Source organism: Enterobacter cloacae complex sp. P16RS2 (assembly GCF_014982155.1).
Lineage (GTDB): Bacteria > Pseudomonadota > Gammaproteobacteria > Enterobacterales > Enterobacteriaceae > Enterobacter > Enterobacter cloacae_M.
Map to the genome: position 1 here is coordinate 52,930 of NZ_JADCKW010000013.1, position 20,807 is coordinate 73,736.

The window sequence follows — 20,807 nt, forward strand, 5'->3', positions numbered from 1 at the left end:
ACACCCCTCAATCTTGTACGGAGTTCACAATGAACAATGTTCTGGGATTTCTTGAAGCAAAACTGATGCCGCTGGCGGCCAAAACGGCCCAGCAGCGTCATCTCGGGGCCATTCGCGGCGCCTACGTATCCTTCATGCCGTTTATCATCGTCGGCTCTATTCTGCTGGTGATCTCGTCGTTCCCGAATCAAGCCTATCAGCAGTTTATGTCTCAGGCCTTTGGTGAGAGCTGGAGCGCCATAATAGAAATCCCGTTCAACGCAGTGTTCTCCACCATGTCGCTGTTCATCAGCTTCCTGGTGGCCTTCCGCCTGGCTGAACACTACGGTGAAGACCGCATCTCCTGCGGTATCCTGGCGCTGGTCGCCTTTCTCATCCTGACGCCCTTTATCAAAGTGGCAGAAAACGGCGGTATTACCGTCATTCCGGTGGAGTGGATTGGCAGCAAAGGGCTGTTCGTGGCGATGATCGGTTCCCTGCTGTGGACGGAGCTGTTCTGCTGGCTCAAGCGCAAAAAGCTGGTGATCAAAATGCCGGACGGCGTGCCTCCGGCGGTGCAGGAGTCGTTCGCCGCGCTGATCCCGGCCCTGCTGGTGATGATTCTGGTACTGGGTATCCGCATCGTGTTTGAAAACACCCACTACAACACCATCCACCAGTTTATTTACGAAGTGGTTGCCACGCCGGTGCGCCACTACGGCACCTCTTACTTTGGCGCGCTGATGACGGTGTTCAGCATCACCATTCTGTGGTCAGTAGGCATTAACTCCGGCTCGATGATCAACGGCATCATTCGCCCACTGTGGATGGAGAACCAGACCGACAACATCGCCGCGATTCAGGCAGGCACGACGCCGCCGCACATTATTACTGAACAGTTTTTTGACATGATCTGGATGGGCGGCGCGGGGGCCACGCTGTCGCTGGTGATTGCGATGCTGATTTTCGCCCGCAGCAAAAACATGCGTGAAGTGGCGCGCCTCGGCGCCGGGGCATCGGTGTTTAACATCAACGAACCGATCCTGTTTGGCCTGCCGGTGATCATGAACCCGATCATGCTCATCCCGTTCAACCTGGTGCCGCTGGTGCTGGTCACCGTGCAGTATGCGGCGATGAAGATTGGCGCGGTTGCCGTCACCACCGGGGTGTTTATTCCCTGGACGCTGCCGCCGGTCATCAGCGGCTTTATCGTTACCGGACACCTGAGCGGCAGCGTCATGCAGCTTATCAACCTGCTGATTGGCGCCATGCTGTACCTGCCTTTTATGCGTATCGTGGACAAACAGTACCGCGCGGCGGAAATGGCCACCGTTACGCAAACCGACACCACCCTTGCAAAACAGGAGTAAAGCATGTGGGGAATTATCGCGACCTGGAGAATGGCGCTTGAAGGCGTTACGGAGTCTGCGTCTGCGCTGGCTGCGGGTAAACCGGTCTCTGCAGCGGTGGTGGATGCCGTCGCCGCCGTCGAAGACTTTCCGTTTTATAAATCCGTCGGCTACGGCGGGCTGCCCACCGAAAATGGCGAGGTGGAGCTGGACGCCGCCTACATGGACGGCGATACGCTGGCGTTTGGCGCCGTGGGCAATCTGGTGGATATCGCCAACCCGGTGCGCGTGGCGTATGCGTTAAGCCGCCAGCGCTACAACAGCCTGCTTGTCGGCCAGGGCGCGCGGGAATGGGCGCTGAGCCAGGGCTTCGCCGACAAAACCATGCTCACCGAGCGCGCCATGCAGCACTACCGCAAACGCTGCCGCGAGACGCTGGATAAGGGCTTAAGCCCTTACGACGGGCATGACACCGTCGGCATTATCGGCCTCGATAAACAAGGGTCAATGAGCGTCGCCACCTCCACCAGCGGCCTGTTCATGAAAAAACGTGGTCGACTCGGCGATTCGCCCATTATTGGTTCCGGATTTTACTGCGACAGTGAAACCGGCGCCGCCACCGCCACGGGCGTCGGTGAAGATCTGATGAAAGGCTGCACCAGCTACGAAATCGTCCGCCGCATGGCGCAGGGTATGACGCCGCAGCAGGCGGCGGATTCAGTGGTGTTCGAACTGGAGGACAAGCTGATGTCGCGCTTTGGCCGCGCGGGCGATCTTTCCGTGGTGTGCATGAACAAGAGAGGCGAGTTCGGGGCCGCCACCAACATCAAAACGTTCTCGTTCGTGGTGGCGACGGCTCGCCAGCCCCTCACCGTTTTTCGTACCGAACGCCTGCGGGAGAAAACGCATTATTACGCCGTAGACGATGAGTGGATGCAGGCCTATGCCGCGCGGATCCGCGCGCCGATTGAGGAATCATGATGATTACGTATCAGTTTATCAACGCGCTTTCTGACGCGGCTCCGCAAAGCCATTTGATTGCGTCCGCCTCCTGTTCGCATTTACCCGAAACGGCGCTTGTCGCGGAAATGTGCGAGTCTGCCAGCATCGCTGACACCCGCTTTGGCTGCGCCCCGTTTGCCCGGATCACCCTGCTGCCGGATGCCCTCTGGCAGGATAGCCTGACCGAAGGATTGCTGACGGCGCTGCGTCCGCTGCTGGCCTCGCCCGTCAGTCCCGAGCTGATACTGGACGTTACCGATATCGACGATGTGGTGCTGGCGCAGGTACTGCGCTTTCTCTTTAATCAGGCGCACAGGCTGAGCGACCTGAAGCTGAAGAAAACGGATGAATCGGCGGTGCGCCTTACGCACATCACCGCCCTCTGCCTGCCGGAACAGCAGGCAAAACTGGAGGGGATCTTCCGCCAGCAGCAGGCCATCGCCTACGGCATGGTCGCGGCGCGACGTCTGGCGGATATCCCGTCCGACCAATGCACGCCGCAGTTTGTGGTGGAAGAGGCGCAAAGGCACTGTGCCGCGTTCCCCGCCCTGCGCTGCGAAGTGCTGAACGAAAAGGCTATTGCTGAGCAGGGTCTGGGGCTGCTGCAGGCCGTTGGCAAAGGGGCGACCTGTCCGCCGCGCCTGCTGGCTATTCATTATGACGGCGTCAACGACGGCCCGGTGCGCTGCTATGTGGGTAAAGGCATTACCTTCGATACCGGAGGCCTGTGGCTGAAGGAAGGCGCGGGCATGTACACCATGAAATACGACATGTGCGGTGCGGCTAACGTGCTGGGCCTGATGCTGACCGTGGCAGAGCTGGGGTTACCCGTGCGCATCATGGGCGTGCTGGCGCTGGCAGAAAACGCCATCGGCCCCGACGCCATGCAGCCCGGCACGGTGGCGACGGCCTGCAACGGCATCACGGTTGAAATCAACAACACCGATGCCGAAGGCCGACTGGTGCTGGCGGACGCCATCGCCTGGGCCAGCCAGCGCCATCCGCAGGCGCGCTATATTATTGATATGGCGACCTTAACCGGCGCGGTCGTGAAGGCGCTGGGGTATGAATTGAGCGGATTAATGACGCAGGATGAACCGCTGCGCGCGACGCTGACGCTGGCGGGTAAGCAGAGCGGCGATGAAGTGTGGTCCCTGCCGTTGGATGCGCGGCTGAAAAAACAGACCGACAGCGCCATCGCCGATCTGTGCAACACGCCGACCAACAATGCGGCGATCAGCGCCTCGGCAGCGTGGCTGCTGCACCACTTTTGCCCGCCGACGATCCCGTGGGCGCATCTGGACATTAGCGGTACGGCGCTGTGGCGAGAGAGCGGCAGGAGCGTGGCGTCGGGAAGACCAATTCCGCTTTTGGTTGAGCACTTGCTGGGGGATGTCTAATTTTCGTAGGCCCGGTAAGGCGTAGCCGCCACCGGGCGAACAAACTCAAAGCTTAAGAATATCTTTCACGAACGGAATGGTCAGCTTGCGCTGGGCGGTAATGGAGGCGCGATCGAGCTGATCGAGCGTGTCAAACAGCGTGCGCATTTCGCGATCCAGCCGCTTGAGCAGGAAGCGCCCCACGTCCTCCGGCAGCTCAAACCCGCGCTGCTTTGCGCGCAGCTGTAACGCCTGAAGCTTATCTTCATCCGACAGCGGCTGAAGCTTGTAGATTTGCCCCCAGTCCAGACGAGACGCCAGGTCCGGCAGCCCCAGATTGAGCTGTCTCGGCGGACGATCGCCGGTGATCAGCAGCCGGGTTTTGCCTGATTCCAGAATGCGGTTGTAGAGGTTAAAGATCGCCATTTCCCACGGCTCGTCCCCCGCCACGCATTCGATATTATCGATGCAGACCAGCGAGAGATGTTCCATTCCCTCCAGCACCTCAGGTACGAACCAGGTGCGTTTATCCAGCGGCACGTAGCCTACCGCATCTCCGCGCGCCGAAAGCTCTGCGCAGGCGGCATGCAACAGGTGGCTGCGCCCCGCGCCTTCGCGTGACCAGATATAGATGTATCCGCTGTGATCCTGGCGCAGCACGTTTTGCAGTGCAGCCAGTAAAGAGGGGTTATCACCCGGCCAGAAACTCGCGAAAGTTTCGTCGTCAGGGAGATAGAGTGGCAGAGAGAGCTGTGCCGGTCCGTTCAGAAATACCTCAACCAGAGATCCTACGTAAAATCGGAATGGAGTTTAACACGGAACCTGCAAGGAGAGAACCGGGCGATCCCTCGCCCGGTAATACGATCAATGTGACGCTTTTTCGCTGTCGTCCGCGTCCAGAATTTCTTCTTCCGGGCGGATGACCGAGATCAGCTTGAAGATCAGGCTCAGGCCCACGCCGACGATGGTCGCCAGCGCCATGCCCTTCAGCTCGGCAGCACCAATGTGCACCTTAGCACCGCTCACGCCGATGATCAGGATAACGGAGGTCAGGATCAGGTTTTGCGCCTTGCTGTAATCCACTTTGGATTCAATCAGCACGCGAATACCGGAGGCGCCGATCACGCCGTACAGCAGCAGAGAAACGCCGCCCATTACCGGTACCGGAATGATCTGAATCGCTGCCGCCAGCTTGCCGACGCAGGAGAGCAGAATGGCGATGATCGCCGCGCCGCCGATAACCCAGGTACTGTAGACGCGGGTAATCGCCATCACGCCGATGTTCTCGCCGTAGGTAGTGTTTGGCGTCGAGCCGAAGAAACCGGAGATGATGGTGGAGAAACCGTTAGCAAACATGGAGCGGTGCAGACCCGGGTCGCGGATTAAATCGCGCTTAACTATGTTCGCCGTCACCACCAGGTGGCCGACGTGCTCCGCAATCACCACCAGCGCCGCAGGCAGAATGGTGAAAATAGCAAACCATTCAAAGCGTGGCGTATAGAAGGTTGGCAGCGCGAACCAGTGGGCCTGAGCGATCGGGGTGGTGTCCACCACGCCCATCGCGAAGGAGAGCGCATAGCCCGCCAGCACGCCGATCAGGATCGGGATAATCGCCATGAAGCCGCGGAACAGCACGGAGCCAAACACCGTTACGCCCAGCGTTACCAGCGAGATGATAATGGTTTTGGAATCCGGTGACTGACCGTCAGCAGGCAGCAGACCGGCCATATTCGCCGCGACGCCCGCCAGCTCAAGACCGATGACGGCAACGATTGCGCCCATCGCCGCAGGGGGGAACATCACGTCCAGCCAGCCGGTACCGGCTTTCTTCACAATGAAGGACACCACGCAGAACAGGACGCCACACATGATAAAGCCGCCCAGCGCGACTTCATAACCCAGCGGCAGCAGCAGCAACACCGGCGAGATAAAGGCGAAGCTCGACCCGAGATACGCCGGGATTTTGCCTTTACAGATAAAGAGGTACAGCAGCGTACCAATGCCGTTGAACAGCAGCACGGTGGCCGGGTTAATGTGGAACAGGATTGGCACCAGCACGGTTGCGCCAAACATGGCGAACAGGTGCTGCAAACTAAGCGGGATAGTCTGTAAAAGCGGCGGTCTTTCACTCACCCCGATAGCACGGCGCGTCATAGTGTTTTCCTCTGTGTAGTATTGTTAGTGTTTTATTCAAAAAAAAGCCGACTATCAAAGTCGGCTTATTTATCGTTATTCGATTATTTCGTACCAAAGATCTTATCGCCGGCATCGCCGAGCCCCGGGATGATGTACCCGTGCTCGTTCAGCCCCTGGTCGATAGAGGCGGTATACAGCTCAACGTCCGGGTGCGCTTTTTCCAGCGCCGCGATCCCTTCCGGAGCAGCAACCAATACCAGCACCTTAATGCTGTTACAGCCCGCGTTTTTCAGCAGGTCGATGGTGGCGATCATAGAGCCACCGGTCGCGAGCATTGGGTCAACCACCAGCGCCATACGCTCGTCGATGTTAGAGACCAGCTTCTGGAAGTAAGGAACAGGCTCAAGGGTTTCTTCGTTACGGTAGATACCCACCACGCTGATACGCGCGCTTGGCACGTGCTCCAGCACGCCTTCCATCATGCCGAGACCGGCACGCAGGATTGGCACCACGGTAATTTTCTTACCTTTGATCTGCTCAACCTGCACCGGGCCGTTCCAGCCTTCGATGGTGACTTTTTCTGTTTCCAGATCAGAGGTCGCTTCGTAGGTCAGCAGGCTGCCGACTTCAGATGCCAGTTCGCGAAAACGCTTCGTGCTGATGTCATGCTCACGCATCAGGCCCAACTTGTGTTTAACGAGTGGGTGTTTCACTTCCACAATCTTCATTCTCTTTCTCCTCTGAGGTGGCGTCCGCAAAAAAATCGCGGGATTATACCGCTTTTTTCGGATTAGGCCATACCCATGTTGCTTGACGTATATCAAGCAAAGTGATTTAGAGACAAAAAAACCGGAGGCGAGACTCCGGCCTGGGGGCGGGGTTCTGCCCGGTGGCGCTGCGCTTACGCGGGCCTACGTGTAGTGTAGGTCGGGTAAGCGTTAGCGCCACCCGACAATTACAGGTTCTCGCCGTTGCTCGCAATAACCTGCTTATACCAGTCGAACGATTTTTTCTTACTGCGGTTCAGCGTGCCGTTCCCTTCATTATCTTTATCCACAAAGATAAAGCCGTAGCGCTTTTTCATTTCGCCCGTGCCGGCAGACACCAGGTCGATACAGCCCCAAGGGGTGTAGCCCATCAGATCCACGCCATCTTCCACCACCGCTTTTTTCATCTCGCGGATGTGGGCGGCCAGATAATCAATACGGTACTGGTCGTTCACCGTGCCGTCGCTCTCCTGCACGTCGATCGCGCCAAAGCCGTTCTCAACGATAAACAGCGGCAGCTGGTAGTGATCCCAGAACCAGTTCAGGGAGTAGCGCAGTCCGACCGGGTCAATCTGCCAGCCCCAGTCGGATTTCTGGACGTACGGGTTAGAGACCAGGCTCTTGCTTTCGTCGTAATCCAGCTGCGGGTTATCCGCCGTCGCCTTGGTGGCGAAGGACATGTAGTAGCTGAAGCCGATGTAATCGACGCAGCCCTGCTTCAGCGCGGCTTTATCCTCTTCGGTTATATCCAGCGCGAAGCCACGACGTTCGAAGTAGTTGAGCAGGTGCTGCGGGTACCTGCCGCGCACGTGTACGTCGGTGAACCAGTAGCGGCGATGCATGGCGTTCATCGCCATCATCATATCGTCCGGCGCACAGGTCAGCGGGTAGATAGGACACATGGCAATCATGCAGCCAATCTGCAGCGACGGGTTAATCTCGCGCCCCGCCTTCACCGCCAGGGCGCTGGCCACCAGCTCATAGTGCGCCGCCTGGAACATCACCGGCTCACGGTCTTCACCCGGCGCGTACTTCAGCCCGGAGTTCGTGAACGGCGCAAAGTCTTCGTGGAAGTTAGCCTGGTTGTTGATCTCGTTGAAGGTCATCCAGTACTTCACCTTATGCTGGTAGCGCTGGAACACCACTTTTGCAAAACGAACGAAGAAGTCGATCAGCTTACGGTTGCGCCAGCCGCCGTATTCGGTGACCAGATGGAAAGGCATCTCGAAGTGAGACAGGGTGATAACCGGTTCGATGCCGTACTTCAGGCATTCGTCGAACAGATCGTCATAGAATTTCAGGCCAGCCTCGTTAGGCTCAAGCTCGTCGCCTTTCGGGAAGATCCGTGTCCAGGCAATAGAGGTGCGGAAGCATTTGAACCCCATCTCGGCAAAGAGTTTGATGTCTTCTTTATAGCGGTGGTAGAAATCAATGGCTTCATGGTTAGGATAATTTTTCCCCTCCAGCACGCCGTTGGTGATTTCACGCGGCACGCCGTGCGCCCCCGCGGTCATGACATCGGCAACGCTCACGCCCTTGCCGCCCTCTTTCCAGCCGCCTTCCAGCTGGTGCGCCGCAACGGCCCCGCCCCACAGAAAATCTGCTTTAAATCCCGACATTCGCTTTCCCTCATTCTGCGTTATTTTCTGCAAAAACAATTACAGAAACCGGTTTCAGTTCAATGATGTGCAAAGGGCATAGCTCTTGCAAGCAGTTCTCAGAAACCGGTTTCATTTTCGTGAACAGAGTCAAGTTTGGCTGCATTCACGAGGCACACAGAAAAAAAGATCTCCACGTCCAGAATAGGCTCGCAAACGTTTGCCTGGACTGTTAGAATTGCGCCGATTTTTCTTACTAGCTATGCAATCGCGTGGGGATTTAAGCCGTGACCAACAAAACTTCTCTCAGCTACAAAGATGCCGGTGTTGATATTGACGCAGGTAATGCGCTGGTTGACCGAATCAAAGGTGTGGTGAAAAAAACCCGCCGCCCGGAAGTGATGGGTGGTCTGGGTGGATTCGGCGCACTGTGCGCGCTGCCGCAAAAATATCGTGAACCTGTTCTGGTCTCGGGAACTGACGGTGTAGGCACTAAACTGCGCCTGGCGATGGATCTAAAACGTCACGACACGATCGGTATCGATCTGGTCGCGATGTGCGTGAATGACCTGGTGGTACAGGGCGCAGAGCCGCTGTTCTTCCTCGATTACTACGCAACCGGCAAACTGGACGTGGATACCGCTGCCAGCGTGATTAACGGTATCGCCGAAGGCTGTCTGCAGTCCGGCTGTGCGCTGGTTGGTGGTGAAACCGCAGAAATGCCGGGCATGTATCACGGCGAAGATTATGACGTCGCGGGCTTCTGCGTCGGCGTAGTAGAAAAATCAGAAATTATCGACGGCAGCAAAGTGGCCGATGGCGATGTGCTGATCGCGCTGGCCTCCAGCGGCCCGCACTCCAACGGCTACTCCCTGGTGCGTAAAATCCTCGAAGTGAGCGGCTGTGACCCGCTGACCACCGAGCTGGACGGTAAACCGCTGGCTGACCATCTGCTGGCGCCGACCCGCATCTACGTGAAAAACGTGCTTGAGCTTATCGAGAACGTCGACGTTCACGCTATCGCTCACCTGACCGGCGGCGGCTTCTGGGAAAACATCCCGCGCGTCCTGCCGGATAACACCCAGGCGGTGATCGACGAATCGTCATGGCAGTGGCCAGCCGTGTTTAACTGGCTGCAGACCGCGGGCAACGTGAGCTCTCACGAAATGTACCGCACCTTTAACTGCGGCGTGGGCATGGTTATCGCCCTGCCGGCAAGCGAAGCGGATAAAGCGGTTAAGCTGCTGACTGAAAAAGGTGAAAACGCGTGGAAAATCGGTACGATTAAAGCCTCCGATTCCGAACAGCGTGTGGTCATTGAATGAAAAACATCGTGGTGCTCATTTCCGGCAACGGAAGCAATTTGCAGGCCATCATAGACGCCTGCAAGCAGAAGAAAATCAATGGCACCATTCGGGCAGTTTTCAGCAACAAGGCCGACGCGTTCGGCCTTGAGCGCGCGCGGGAAGCGAACATTCCCGCGCACGCGCTGGAAGCAAGCCAGTTCGCCGGGCGTGAAGCCTTTGACCGCGAGCTGGTGCATGAGATTGATGCCTACGCGCCGGACGTGGTCGTGCTGGCGGGCTATATGCGTATTCTGAGCCCGGCCTTCGTCGAACACTTCGCCGGTCGTCTGCTGAATATCCACCCTTCCCTGCTGCCAAAATATCCCGGCCTGCATACCCATCGTCAGGTTCTGGAAAACGGCGATGAGGAGCACGGTACCTCCGTGCATTTCGTTACCGACGAGCTGGACGGCGGTCCGGTGATCCTGCAGGCGAAAGTTCCGGTCTTTGACGGCGACAGCGAAGAAGACGTGACCGAACGCGTGCAGACCCAGGAACACGCCATTTACCCGCTGGTGGTCAGCTGGTTTGTCGACGGGCGTCTCGAGATGCGCGACGGCGCAGCCTGGCTGGACGGCGTGAAGTTACCCCCGCAGGGTTATGCGGCTGAAGAGTAATTTTCTATGTCGGGTGGCGCTGCTGCGCTTACCCGACATGTTCGTTGCATTACCCGATATTCCCTTCTCCAACCTTCTAAAATCCCCAACAAAAAAAATAACTGTCATACTTTTCTGGCACTGTTGGACATATCGTGGAAATGCTCGCCATAATAAGGACGAGACGGATTTACCACGTCCTGTGATTGAACTGGAGTGTGAGCTGTAATGGGTCAGGAAAAGTTATATATCGAGAAAGAGCTAAGCTGGTTAGCATTCAACGAACGTGTACTCCAGGAAGCGGCAGACAAAAGTAACCCGCTTATCGAGCGCATGCGTTTTTTGGGCATTTATTCCAACAACCTGGATGAGTTCTACAAGGTTCGCTTTGCCGAGCTGAAAAGACGCATCATCATCAGCGAAGAACAGGGCTTAAACTCGCACTCGCGGCATCTGCTGGGCAAAATCCAGTCCCGCGTGCTGAAAGCCGATCAGGAATTTGACGGCCTGTATAACGAACTGCTGCTGGAGATGGCGCGCAATCAAATCTTCCTGATTAACGAACGCCAGCTTTCCGTTAACCAACAAAACTGGCTGCGCCACTACTTCAAACACTACCTGCGCCAGCACATTACCCCGATTCTGATCAACCGCGAAACCGATCTGGTTCAGTTCCTGAAAGATGATTACACCTACCTGGCGGTGGAAATTATTCGCGGTGAGTCTATCCGTTACGCGCTGCTGGAGATCCCGTCCGACAAGGTGCCGCGCTTTGTGAACCTGCCGCCGGAAACCCCGCGCAGACGCAAGCCGATGATCCTGCTGGATAACATCCTGCGCTACTGCCTGGACGACATCTTCAAAGGCTTCTTCGATTACGATGCGTTAAACGCCTATTCGATGAAGATGACCCGTGACGCCGAATATGACCTGGTGCACGAGATGGAAGCCAGCCTGATGGAGCTGATGTCCTCCAGCCTGAAACAGCGCCTGACGGCCGAGCCGGTGCGCTTTGTCTATCAGCGCGATATGCCGGACGCCATGGTGGAGATGCTGCGCGACAAACTGACCATTTCGCGCTATGACTCCATCGTGCCGGGCGGTCGTTACCACAACTTTAAAGACTTTATTGGCTTCCCGAACGTCGGCAAAGCCAATCTGGTGAACAAGCCGCTGCCGCGCCTGCGCCATCTGTGGTTCGATAAATTCCGCAACGGATTCGACGCCATTCGCGAACGCGACGTGCTGCTTTACTATCCGTATCACACGTTTGAGCACGTGCTCGAACTGCTGCGTCAGGCCTCGTTCGATCCAAGCGTGCTGGCGATCAAAATCAACATCTACCGCGTGGCAAAAGATTCCCGCATCATCGACGCGATGATCCACGCGGCGCACAACGCCAAAAAAGTCACCGTGGTGGTTGAGCTGCAGGCGCGCTTCGACGAAGAGGCCAACATTCACTGGGCGCGCCGTCTGACGGAAGCCGGTGTGCACGTCATCTTCTCCGCGCCGGGGCTGAAAATTCACGCCAAGCTGTTCCTGATTTCCCGTAAAGAGGGTGACGACGTGGTGCGTTATGCCCACATCGGTACCGGCAACTTTAACGAGAAAACGGCGCGAATTTATACCGACTACTCGCTCTTAACCGCCGACGCCCGCATTACTAACGAAGTGCGCCGGGTCTTTAACTTTATCGAAAACCCGTACCGTCCGGTGAGCTTTGACTATTTGCTGGTCTCGCCGCAGAACTCGCGCCGCCTGCTGTACGATATGATCGATAAAGAGATCGCCAATGCCCAAAAAGGGCTGTCGTCCGGCATCACGCTGAAGCTTAACAACCTGGTCGACAAAGGGCTGGTGGACAGGCTGTACGCGGCGTCAAGCTCAGGCGTGCCGGTTAACCTGCTGATCCGCGGCATGTGCTCGCTGATCCCGGAACTGGAAGGCATCAGCGACAATATTCGTGTGATCAGCATTGTTGACCGCTATCTGGAACATGACCGGGTCTATATTTTTGATAATGCGGGTGATAAACAGGTCTATCTCTCTTCGGCAGACTGGATGACGCGCAATATTGACTACCGTATTGAAGTCGCGGCACCGCTGCTGGATCCGCGTCTGAAGCAGCAGATCCTCGACATCATCGAGATTCTGTTCAGCGATACCGTGAAAGCACGCTATATCGACAAAGAACTCAGTAACCGCTATGTGCCGCGCGGCAACCGCCGCAAAGTGCGGTCGCAACTGGCGATTTACGACTATATCAAATCACTCGAGCAACCCGATTAACCTATGCCGATAAATGATAAGACCCCACGCCCGCAGGAATTCGCCGCGGTCGACCTTGGCTCTAACAGTTTCCACATGGTCATCGCCCGTGAGGTGGATGGCGCGCTGCAGATCATCGGTCGTCTGAAGCAGCGCGTACACCTGGCGGATGGTCTTGATGAACGCAGCATGCTCAGCGAAGAGGCGATGGAGCGCGGGTTAAACTGCCTGTCGCTGTTTGCTGAACGCCTGCAGGGCTTCTCGCCCTCCAGCGTGTGCATCGTGGGCACTCATACCCTGCGCCAGGCCCTGAACGCCCCGGAGTTCCTTAAGCGGGCAGAAAAAGTGATCCCCTACCCGATTGAGATCATCTCCGGCAACGAGGAAGCGCGTCTGATTTTCATGGGCGTTGAGCACACCCAGCCGGAAAAAGGCCGCAAGCTGGTTATCGATATCGGCGGTGGCTCAACGGAGCTGGTGATCGGCGAAGACTTTGAGCCGCGCCTGGTGGAAAGCCGCCGTATGGGCTGCGTCAGCTTCGCGCAGATGTATTTCCCGGGCGGCACCATCACCCGCGAGAACTTCCAGCGCGCGCGTATGGCGGCTGTCCAGAAGCTGGAAAACCTGGCCTGGCAGTACCGTATTCAGGGCTGGAACGTGGCGCTGGGCGCGTCGGGCACCATCAAGGCGGCGCATGAAGTGCTGCTGGCGATGGGTGAAAAAGACGGGTTTATCACGCCCGAACGCCTGACGTTGCTGACCGAAGAAGTGCTGAAGCATAAAAGTTTTGACGCCTTAAGCCTGCCGGGTCTTTCCGACGAGCGCAAGGCGGTCTTCGTGCCGGGGCTGGCTATTCTCTGCGGCGTGTTTGATGCCCTCGCCATTAAAGAGCTACGACTTTCAGACGGCGCGCTGCGTGAAGGCGTGCTGTATGAGATGGAAGGCCGCTTCCGCCATCAGGATATTCGCAGCCGCACCGCGCAAAGCCTGGCCAACCAGTACAACATCGACCGTGAACAGGCGAAGCGCGTGCTGGACACCACGGTACAGATGTATGAACAGTGGCAGGAGCAAAATCCTAAGCTGGCGCACCCGCAGCTTGCCGCGCTGTTGAAATGGGCCGCGATGCTGCACGAGGTGGGGCTGAACATCAACCACAGCGGGATGCACCGCCATTCGGCCTATATTCTGCAAAACAGCGATCTTCCTGGCTTCAACCAGGAGCAGCAAACCATGATGGCGACCCTGGTACGTTATCACCGCAAGGCCATCAAGCTCGACGACCTGCCGCGCTTTACGCTGTTCAAGAAAAAACAGTTCCTGCCGCTTATTCAGCTGCTGCGTCTGGGCGTGCTGCTCAATAACCAGCGTCAGGCCACCACCACGCCGCCTACGCTGAAGCTGAAAACCGACGACCATCACTGGACGCTGAGCTTCCCGCACGACTGGTTTAGCCAGAACGCGCTGGTCCTGCTGGACCTGGAAAAAGAGCAGCAGTACTGGGAAGCGGTCACCGGCTGGCTGCTCAAAATCGAAGAAGAGAGCGCCGACGTCGCCGCGTAACGGCTCAGGCGTCCGCGGTGGACGCCTCTGCTTCCAGCAGTGACTCAAGCGGTGCCGGTCTGCCAATCAGATAACCCTGCACATAATCGATGCCTAGCGCGTGAACCGCGCTACGTATCTCTTCGCTTTCAACATACTCCGCCACCACCAGCATTTTCTTCATGCGCGCCAGATGGCAGATAGACGCTACAATCTGATAATCCAGGCTGTTGTTGACGATATTACGAATAAAGCTGCCGTCAATCTTGAGAATATCCGCGTCCACGCTTTTCAGCCGCGCATAGCTCGCATAGCCGGTGCCAAAATCATCAATCGCAATACGTACCCCCATTTTCTGCAGCTGCCGGAGGATGTGTTGCGCCTGCTCCGCATTGCAAAAGGTGCTGCACTCCGTCACTTCAAAGATTAGCTGCCACGGCTCAATGGCGTATTTCGCCAGCAGGCGGCTCACCTCAAGCGGAAACTGCACCCGACACACGGTCGACGGGGCCAGATTAATGGCAAAGCGCTGGCCGGGCAGTCTTTCGCGATGCGCGGCGAGAAAGCGCAGGGTGTGCTCCAGCACCCACAAATCTACCCGGGAAGAGAGACCAAACTCCTGCGCGACGGGCAGGAACTGGTCGGGGGAGATCAATAGCCCGTTTATATCCGACATCCGGAGCAGGACTTCGTGATAGCAATCGCCACGCATGCCGCGAACGGGTTGAACCAGCAGGGTGAATTCGTCGTTATCAAGCGCCTTTTGCAGGCGGCTCATCATCGCGACCTTATCCTTCAGGTTGCGCTGCAAATGGACGGCACCCCGCTGCTGAAGATTTTCCGGATGGTTGGAGGAGAGCGAAAGGTCGGCAACCACGCCCAGCTCGCCCAGCACCAGGTAAAGATGGTTAACCGGGGACCGGACATAGCAATAGCTCACGCCCACCTGCGGCTGCAGCGGCATGCCGTCCCAGACAAAGCGGAACTGCTTGATATGCTCGTCCAGGGCTTCAATCCGCTGCTGGTGCGATTCCGCGTTGAGCCGTACCGCCAGGTCATACCCGGTCAGGTGATACACCAGCTCATTGGGCTGGAGAATGCCATTCACCCACTGCGCCAGCTGCTGCTTGTACTGAATCCGCAGCAACACGCCGTAATTTCGGCCCAGAATTTCCAGCTCCGGAATGCGCAGCAGACAGAGCGCCGACCACGGGTTTTTCGCCAGATCGCGCGACAGCGCCCGCAGGTTAGGCATATGGACGACCGGATCGAGCAGCGCCAGCCTGCGGGAGCGTTTGTTCGCCGCGCGCTGCCGGGTCGCCAGCATCGACATATAAATCACCACGAACGAGAAGACCAGGTAACTGGAAGAGGTGATCGCCAGCTGAATGTCATACCCCGGATTTACCGGGATATAGCGGTAAAAATAGTGAATAGACACCAGTAGTATCGGCGTCCAGATAAGCGAAATCAGCTTATAGCCAAAACGCATCGCGCCCCAGAGCATCACCGGCATCAGCAGGGAAAGAGTGTAGTTGGTGGTGAAAATGGAGCTGTTCTCATTCATCGGAAGCAGCAGCAGCGAAAGCAGTCCGCCAAGCGCGATAGCCCACACCAGCAACTCAACGACCGTCACCTTTTTGTCTATCTCGGAACGGATCTGTGAGAGAAGGCTTTTGATATAGCGCGGATGTCGAAGCAGGCGGATCAGCAGATAGCTCAGCGGCACGCCCGTTAGCCCGCTGACCAGCAGCGTCTGATAGTTGATGAGCGTGCGAATATTGAGGGGATTTAATCCCGCAAGGCTCTGACGGCTCTCATACACGCCTAAATACACCGCAAACTGAAACAGCACCAGAAATAGCGTCGCGGGGCAGAAGACTTGCCAGAAGATGCGCTGCGCCATCAGCCGCACGTCGCCGTACGCGGTCATATTCCGTCTGGGCGCAAACACCCGGTAGCCACCCCAGCTGAGCACTAAAGGGACGACAAAATGGAGGATCCCCGCGACGGTTTCAAACACCCCGACCGACGGGTAATAGCGGATAAACAGCGACAATACGATCCCGGGCAGCGCTTCCAGGCCAAAAAACATCATCAGCGAAAGCAAAAATGACAGGGGTAAATAATAGAGTGCCGCAATGCCGTCGCCCAGCTGCGTGAATGTATTCGCAATGCTCAGCACGGGAAGTAAAACCACAGGCAAAATAAGCGGTAATGCCCACCAGCGGTTTTTATTTTTTTTCAGGAAAGCGAGAATGTTCATAGATGCCCGGTTAAACCCCTTTCGCTCCAGAGGGAAAATAAAGACAGGCATCCAACCTGACGTACGCGCCGCCCGGCGGCGTGCGGGGCGAACTGTGTGGAGGAAGAATTTTAAATATAAGGGCCGGGAAGCCGTTGACTTAAATCAAACTATTTTACGCAAATATCTGTTTGCGGCGTTTTTTTGAAATCATTTTCTTCATATTATCAATGTGGTAAATGCATTAATTAAATTCAATAACATTAATCAATGTAAACATTGACGGTTATTTACACACAGCAGAATTGACCCCGCCTTCCCGCTGTGCCTTAATATCCTTGTCGCCCAAAAGGGCTTATCCAGGAAAAACAGAGTGAGTCAGGTCACGCGTATGCGAAAACGACATCAATTTAATACCCGAATGACCCGCATCATACTGCTCATCAGCTTCCTGTTTTTCTTTGGCCGCTTCGTTTACTCTTCAATTGGCGCCTGGTACCACCATCAGGACAAAACCCAGTCGCAGCAATCCAGCCTGACCGTCGACACCGCCGATCGCTAAACAGCCGAAGGATGTTGCACGAGCCGAATAATGGCCGCGATCCCTTTGCTGAGGATTTTATCCTGCCGCATGACCACCGCCAGTTGCCGCTGCAGCATGGGCGTAAGCGACATCACGCATAGCCCTTCGCGATCGGCATCCTGTTCGACCGCCATTCGCGGCACAATACTGTAGCCCAGCCCCGCGCGAACCATACGTTTGATCGCCTCGATGCTGCCAAGCTGCATCACCGGCGCTATCGCTAATCCATTCGCCGCAAACCAGCCATCGATCAGCGCCCGGGTACCGCTGCCTGATTCAAAGGCAATCTGCGGCTGAGCGTGCAGCGCCTCCGGGGTAAAGTCCCTGAAAGCATCCTGCTGCTCCCGCGACGCGATAAAAACAAACTCTTCGTCCATTACCGGCATGACGTCCAGCGCTCTGCCACTCACCGGCAACGTCACCAGCCCCATATCGAGCCGGTTCTCTTCGATGGCCCTGACGATGTCGAGGGTGTTGCCCGTCGTCACCCCCACCCTCAGGAGCGGATAGTCCTGGCGCAGCTTCTCCAGCAGCGGTGGCAGAAGATGGATGCAGGCCGTTGCCCCCGTGCCAAGCGTAATGGTGCCGCTCACATCGTGGCTGAATGCGCTCACGGACCGAATGGCGTCATCCACCGCCTGCTGAATACGCTCCCCATGCGCCAGCAACGCTTCCCCGGCAGCCGTAGCCTTAATCCCTCGCCCGGTACGCTCCACCAGCCGCGTTTGCAGAAATTGCTCCAGCTGGCGTATTTGCAGGCTGACGGCGGGCTGGGAAATACCCAGCACATCCGCTGCCGCTGAAAAGCTGCCGCGCTGGATCACCAGACGGAACGTGGCGAGATAGCCCAGATTAAGCGTTGTCATTCAAAGTTTCTCTTATACCGCGCATAAGGTTGCTGCCCTGCCAGCACAATAGCGCGCGAGTTATGCTCAGGACAACTGCATAACGGAATGAAAAACAATGGAAACACCCGCCCTGCCACGCCGCCTCACCCTCACGGCGGGATGTAATCAGCTTATCAACTGGGGGATCTCGTTTTATATGCCCGGCACCTTTGCAATGGCGATTTCAGCCGACCGGGGATGGTCATCACCGCAGATTTACCTCGGCCTGACGCTGGCGATGCTGGTGATGGCGGCGGTTTCTCCGTTTGTCGCCCGCCTGCTGGCACGCTTTGGCGGTCAGAAAGTGGTGATGAGCGGCACGTTGCTGATCGCCGCAAGCTGCGCAGTGATGGCGTTTACCCAGACGCTTTTTAGCTGGTACTGCGCCTGGCTGATCGGCGGCGTAGGGATGCGCCTGTCGCTGTACGACGCGCTGTTCGCCGCGCTGGTAAACCTCTACGGGCAACAGGCGCGAAGAACAATCTCACGCGTCACGCTGGCCGGCGGGCTGGCCTCCGCCGTTTTCTGGCCGCTGGGCGATGCTCTGCTGCAGGTCATGAGCTGGCAGGAGGCGCTGCGCGTCTATGCTCTCTTCGGCCTGCTGAGCGCGATGCTGATTCGAACGCTTCCCCGGCAGCGGCTGACGGTGACGACAAAGGGCACCGCGCCGCCTCTTAACAACGAGCGGCGTAACGGCTGGCTTTATGCTGCCTTCATTGCCCTCATCACCTTTGTCTCTAACGGCACCTCCACCCATCTGCCGGAGTTTATTGCCCACTTCGGCCTGCCGGTCGCCATCGGCATGCTGTGGGGGCTCGGCCAGACGGGCGCCCGCTCGCTGGAGGTGCTGGCGGGTGCCCGCTTAACGCCGTTCAGGCTGACCCTTTTCACCGCCCTGGCCATGCCGCTCTGCTTTCTTCTGGGGATAAGCAGCGCCCTGTTTGCGTGGTGTGCGGCCGGGTTTGTGCTGGGCTATGGCGCCATCAACGGGCTGGTCACCATCGTAAAAGCCACCCTGCCGCTGGAGCTGTTTAGTACCGAAAGCTATGCCCGCCGCACCGGCATGCTGCTGATCCCCGGCCAGCTGATGGCGGCAGCCTCGCCGTTTGCCTATGCGTGGCTGAATAAAACGCTGGGGATCGCAGGTGCAATGTGGGTATCAACGGGCCTGACGCTAGTGATTGCCGGGCTGGCGATAGCGATTGTGCGCCGTCCACGCACGCAAACTGTATCGCACTGTATCCAGAGCGCCACGCTGACAAACGGGTACAAAACGCCGCCTCCGGCAAATATCTCCGATACATAAAAATGGTTTTCTTTCCCTGTCGCCATTCAGAACCGATGAGGAGAGAACCCATGATTCGTCGTTACGCACTTATCCCCCTGCTTGTCCTGGCATCTGTAGCCCATGCCCGGGCCACACCGCTGGACAGCCTGAGCGCCGCGGACGTGAACGGCCCCGCCGCCGTTGCGCCGCTGGCGCAGCCGCAGCCGCCCGCAAAGCTGATAGTCGATCCCCCGCTTGCCGGGCCGCTGAGCAAAGGCGCGGTGTTTATTCAGTACCGTGCCGAAAACCTGCGCATCGAGCCGGTATTCGGCCCCGAAGCGCTCAAGGTCACGCCACGCATCGGGCACATTCACGTGGTGGTGGATGACGCGCCGTGGCACTGGGCTGACGCCAGCGGAGAGCCGGTGATCCTGGTGGGGCTGCCCGCCGGTAAACACAAGGTGACAATTATTCTGGCCGACCCGACGCACAAGCCGCTCGACCACAAAACCGTTGAATTCACCGTCCCGCCCCACGCGGCGGTCCACCATTTTTAAGGAGTCTGAAGATGAAAGCACTGTCTGTAGTGACGGCAGGCCTGCTGGCGCTTTCCGCCAGCGCCTTTGCACAGAGTAAAACCAGCGTGGTGCTGGTCCACGGCGCGTTTGCCGACGGCAGTAGCTGGAATAAGGTGATTACCCTGCTGCAGAAACAGCACGCCGAGGTCATTGCCGTCCAGCTCCCGCTCACGTCGCTTAAGGATGACGTTGCGGCCACGCGGCGGGCCATCGCCCGCGCCGAGGGTGACGTGGTGCTGGTGGGCCACTCCTGGGGAGGTACCGTGATTAGCGAGGCGGGCAACGATGCGCGGGTAAAATCGCTGGTGTACGTGGCGGCGTTCGCGCCGGACTCCGGCCAGTCGACGGCGGATCTGGCAGGAAGCTACCCTGCACCGCCGGGCAGCGCGGGCATTGCTAAATCGGCGGACGGCTATTTATACCTGCCGACAGGAGCCGTCAGAAAGGACTTCGCGCCTGACGTGAAGCCAGCCATTCAATATAAGATTGCGGCCACGCAGGGGCCGATTAAGGCCGAGGCGTTTGGTGAAAAGGTCTCCCACGCGGCGTGGCATGACAAACCGAGCTGGTATGTGGTCAGCAAGAATGACCGTATGATCAACCCCGATCTGGAACGGGCGATGGCGAAGACGATCCATGCGAAAACAGCCGAGGTGGCGGCAAGCCACGTGTCGATGGTCAGCCAGCCGCAGATCGCTGCCCGGACGATTGAGCAGGCGATAAGCAGTAATTAACCGGAGTGACTCATTCGATCTTCTGCACTTCCGTATCCACCGGCAGCAGCGCAGTGCCGTCATGCGCTGCTGGCGCCATAAAGGGAACCGGCCTGCCCGTCCGCCTGTCAATCAGCAGCGAGTGACGCTCGCCCTGCGCAAACAGATTTTGCTCGCCCCACTGACGCAGCGCCACGATCACGGGGAAAAGACGTTCGCCTTTGTCGGTCAGAACATATTCCTGATAAGCCGTGCCGTCCGATGCTCCCCGTAACGTCAGGATTTCCGCCTCAACCAGCTTGCGAAGCCGGTCAGAAAGGATGTTGCGCGCCACCCCAAGGCTGCGCTGAAAATTCCCGAAGCGCGTCATGCCGTCAAACGCATTACGCACAATAAGAAGCGACCAGCGATCCCCGAGCAGGTCAACGCTGCGGGCAACGGGACAATATTCCTCTTTTACCGTATTTCGGGACATCACCTGTTTTCCTCGCAAAGGCCACCCCATAACTAGTTGCATTTTAAAACTGCTTAGCCTAGCATTCAACCAGTTTCATTTTAAAACCAGGTTATCA

Annotated in this window: 18 protein-coding genes; 11 read left to right on the forward strand and 7 right to left on the reverse strand. The window is 57.4% G+C overall.

Translation table 11 applies throughout. The features are described from left to right. Positions 1-29 precede the first annotated feature (29 nt). The 3 genes from celB to INF68_RS09280 are packed head-to-tail and all read left to right on the forward strand — an operon-like array spanning position 30 to position 3,730. Entirely contained in the window at positions 30-1,349 is a 1,320-nt protein-coding gene (celB, locus tag INF68_RS09270; protein WP_024907562.1) for a PTS cellobiose transporter subunit IIC, read from the forward strand. 3 nt (positions 1,350-1,352) lie between these two features. Continuing rightward, entirely contained in the window at positions 1,353-2,309 is a 957-nt protein-coding gene (locus tag INF68_RS09275) for a N(4)-(beta-N-acetylglucosaminyl)-L-asparaginase (RefSeq protein ID WP_193525311.1), read from the forward strand. Then, positions 2,309-3,730 (forward strand): M17 family metallopeptidase, encoded by a 1,422-nt coding sequence (locus tag INF68_RS09280; protein ID WP_126787099.1) that lies wholly within the window; start codon positions 2,309-2,311, stop codon positions 3,728-3,730. The genes INF68_RS09275 and INF68_RS09280 overlap by 1 nt, the downstream gene beginning before the upstream one ends. Positions 3,731-3,775: 45 nt before the next feature. On the opposite strand, the gene INF68_RS09285 is transcribed toward INF68_RS09280, so the two are convergent. The 4 genes from INF68_RS09285 to INF68_RS09300 all read right to left on the reverse strand — a co-directional run bounded on the left by INF68_RS09285 (position 3,776) and on the right by INF68_RS09300 (position 8,231). Continuing rightward, positions 3,776-4,477 (reverse strand): DnaA inactivator Hda, encoded by a 702-nt coding sequence (locus INF68_RS09285; RefSeq protein ID WP_211438414.1) that lies wholly within the window; start codon positions 4,475-4,477, stop codon positions 3,776-3,778. 96 nt (positions 4,478-4,573) lie between these two features. After that, positions 4,574-5,863, reverse strand: a complete 1,290-nt coding sequence (gene uraA / locus INF68_RS09290; RefSeq protein ID WP_023308768.1) for a uracil permease — start codon at positions 5,861-5,863, stop codon at positions 4,574-4,576. Positions 5,864-5,946: 83 nt separating this feature from the next. Beyond that, positions 5,947-6,573 (reverse strand): uracil phosphoribosyltransferase, encoded by a 627-nt coding sequence (gene upp / locus INF68_RS09295; protein ID WP_023308769.1) that lies wholly within the window; start codon positions 6,571-6,573, stop codon positions 5,947-5,949. A 227-nt stretch (positions 6,574-6,800) separates the two neighbouring features. Continuing rightward, positions 6,801-8,231 (reverse strand): 6-phospho-beta-glucosidase, encoded by a 1,431-nt coding sequence (locus INF68_RS09300; protein WP_126787069.1) that lies wholly within the window; start codon positions 8,229-8,231, stop codon positions 6,801-6,803. 266 nt (positions 8,232-8,497) lie between these two features. On the opposite strand from INF68_RS09300, the gene purM reads away from it, so the two are divergent. The 4 genes from purM (at position 8,498) to ppx (ending at position 13,983) form a co-directional block, all read left to right on the forward strand. Beyond that, positions 8,498-9,535, forward strand: a complete 1,038-nt coding sequence (gene purM / locus INF68_RS09305) for a phosphoribosylformylglycinamidine cyclo-ligase (RefSeq protein WP_008501643.1) — start codon at positions 8,498-8,500, stop codon at positions 9,533-9,535. Beyond that, positions 9,532-10,173 (forward strand): phosphoribosylglycinamide formyltransferase, encoded by a 642-nt coding sequence (gene purN / locus INF68_RS09310; RefSeq protein WP_023308771.1) that lies wholly within the window; start codon positions 9,532-9,534, stop codon positions 10,171-10,173. The genes purM and purN overlap by 4 nt, the downstream gene beginning before the upstream one ends. Positions 10,174-10,380: 207 nt before the next feature. Continuing rightward, a complete protein-coding gene (gene ppk1 / locus INF68_RS09315) occupies positions 10,381-12,441 on the forward strand; it encodes a polyphosphate kinase 1 (RefSeq protein WP_109845431.1) in 2,061 nt (686 codons plus the stop codon). 3 nt (positions 12,442-12,444) lie between these two features. After that, positions 12,445-13,983 carry an exopolyphosphatase gene (gene ppx, locus INF68_RS09320; protein WP_023308773.1) on the forward strand — a complete coding sequence of 513 codons (1,539 nt, stop codon included), beginning with the start codon at positions 12,445-12,447 and terminating at the stop codon, positions 13,981-13,983. 4 nt (positions 13,984-13,987) lie between these two features. Here the strand turns inward: ppx and INF68_RS09325 are convergent, their stop codons facing one another. Next, positions 13,988-16,228, reverse strand: a complete 2,241-nt coding sequence (locus tag INF68_RS09325; protein WP_126787068.1) for an EAL domain-containing protein — start codon at positions 16,226-16,228, stop codon at positions 13,988-13,990. Between the two features lie 370 nt (positions 16,229-16,598). Between INF68_RS09325 and INF68_RS09330 the strand changes: the two genes are divergently transcribed. Then, positions 16,599-16,769: a YfgG family protein gene (locus INF68_RS09330; protein WP_023333002.1), complete on the forward strand. Its 171-nt coding sequence runs from the start codon at positions 16,599-16,601 to the stop codon at positions 16,767-16,769. On the opposite strand, the gene INF68_RS09335 is transcribed toward INF68_RS09330, so the two are convergent. After that, positions 16,766-17,656, reverse strand: coding sequence for a LysR family transcriptional regulator (locus INF68_RS09335; RefSeq protein ID WP_126787067.1), 891 nt, complete (start codon positions 17,654-17,656; stop codon positions 16,766-16,768). The two genes, INF68_RS09330 and INF68_RS09335, sit on opposite strands and share 4 nt — an antisense overlap. A gap of 97 nt (positions 17,657-17,753) precedes the next feature. Between INF68_RS09335 and INF68_RS09340 the strand changes: the two genes are divergently transcribed. From INF68_RS09340 to INF68_RS09350, 3 genes are read left to right on the forward strand one after another with little or no spacing between them, the layout of a single operon-like run. After that, entirely contained in the window at positions 17,754-18,983 is a 1,230-nt protein-coding gene (locus tag INF68_RS09340) for an MFS transporter (RefSeq protein WP_126787066.1), read from the forward strand. A gap of 50 nt (positions 18,984-19,033) precedes the next feature. Next, a complete protein-coding gene (locus tag INF68_RS09345; RefSeq protein WP_023308778.1) occupies positions 19,034-19,501 on the forward strand; it encodes a DUF6130 family protein in 468 nt (155 codons plus the stop codon). 11 nt (positions 19,502-19,512) lie between these two features. Further along, positions 19,513-20,256 carry an alpha/beta fold hydrolase gene (locus INF68_RS09350; protein WP_126787065.1) on the forward strand — a complete coding sequence of 248 codons (744 nt, stop codon included), beginning with the start codon at positions 19,513-19,515 and terminating at the stop codon, positions 20,254-20,256. Between the two features lie 10 nt (positions 20,257-20,266). On the opposite strand, the gene INF68_RS09355 is transcribed toward INF68_RS09350, so the two are convergent. Continuing rightward, positions 20,267-20,710 (reverse strand): helix-turn-helix domain-containing protein, encoded by a 444-nt coding sequence (locus INF68_RS09355; protein WP_126787064.1) that lies wholly within the window; start codon positions 20,708-20,710, stop codon positions 20,267-20,269. Positions 20,711-20,807: the final 97 nt, after the last annotated feature.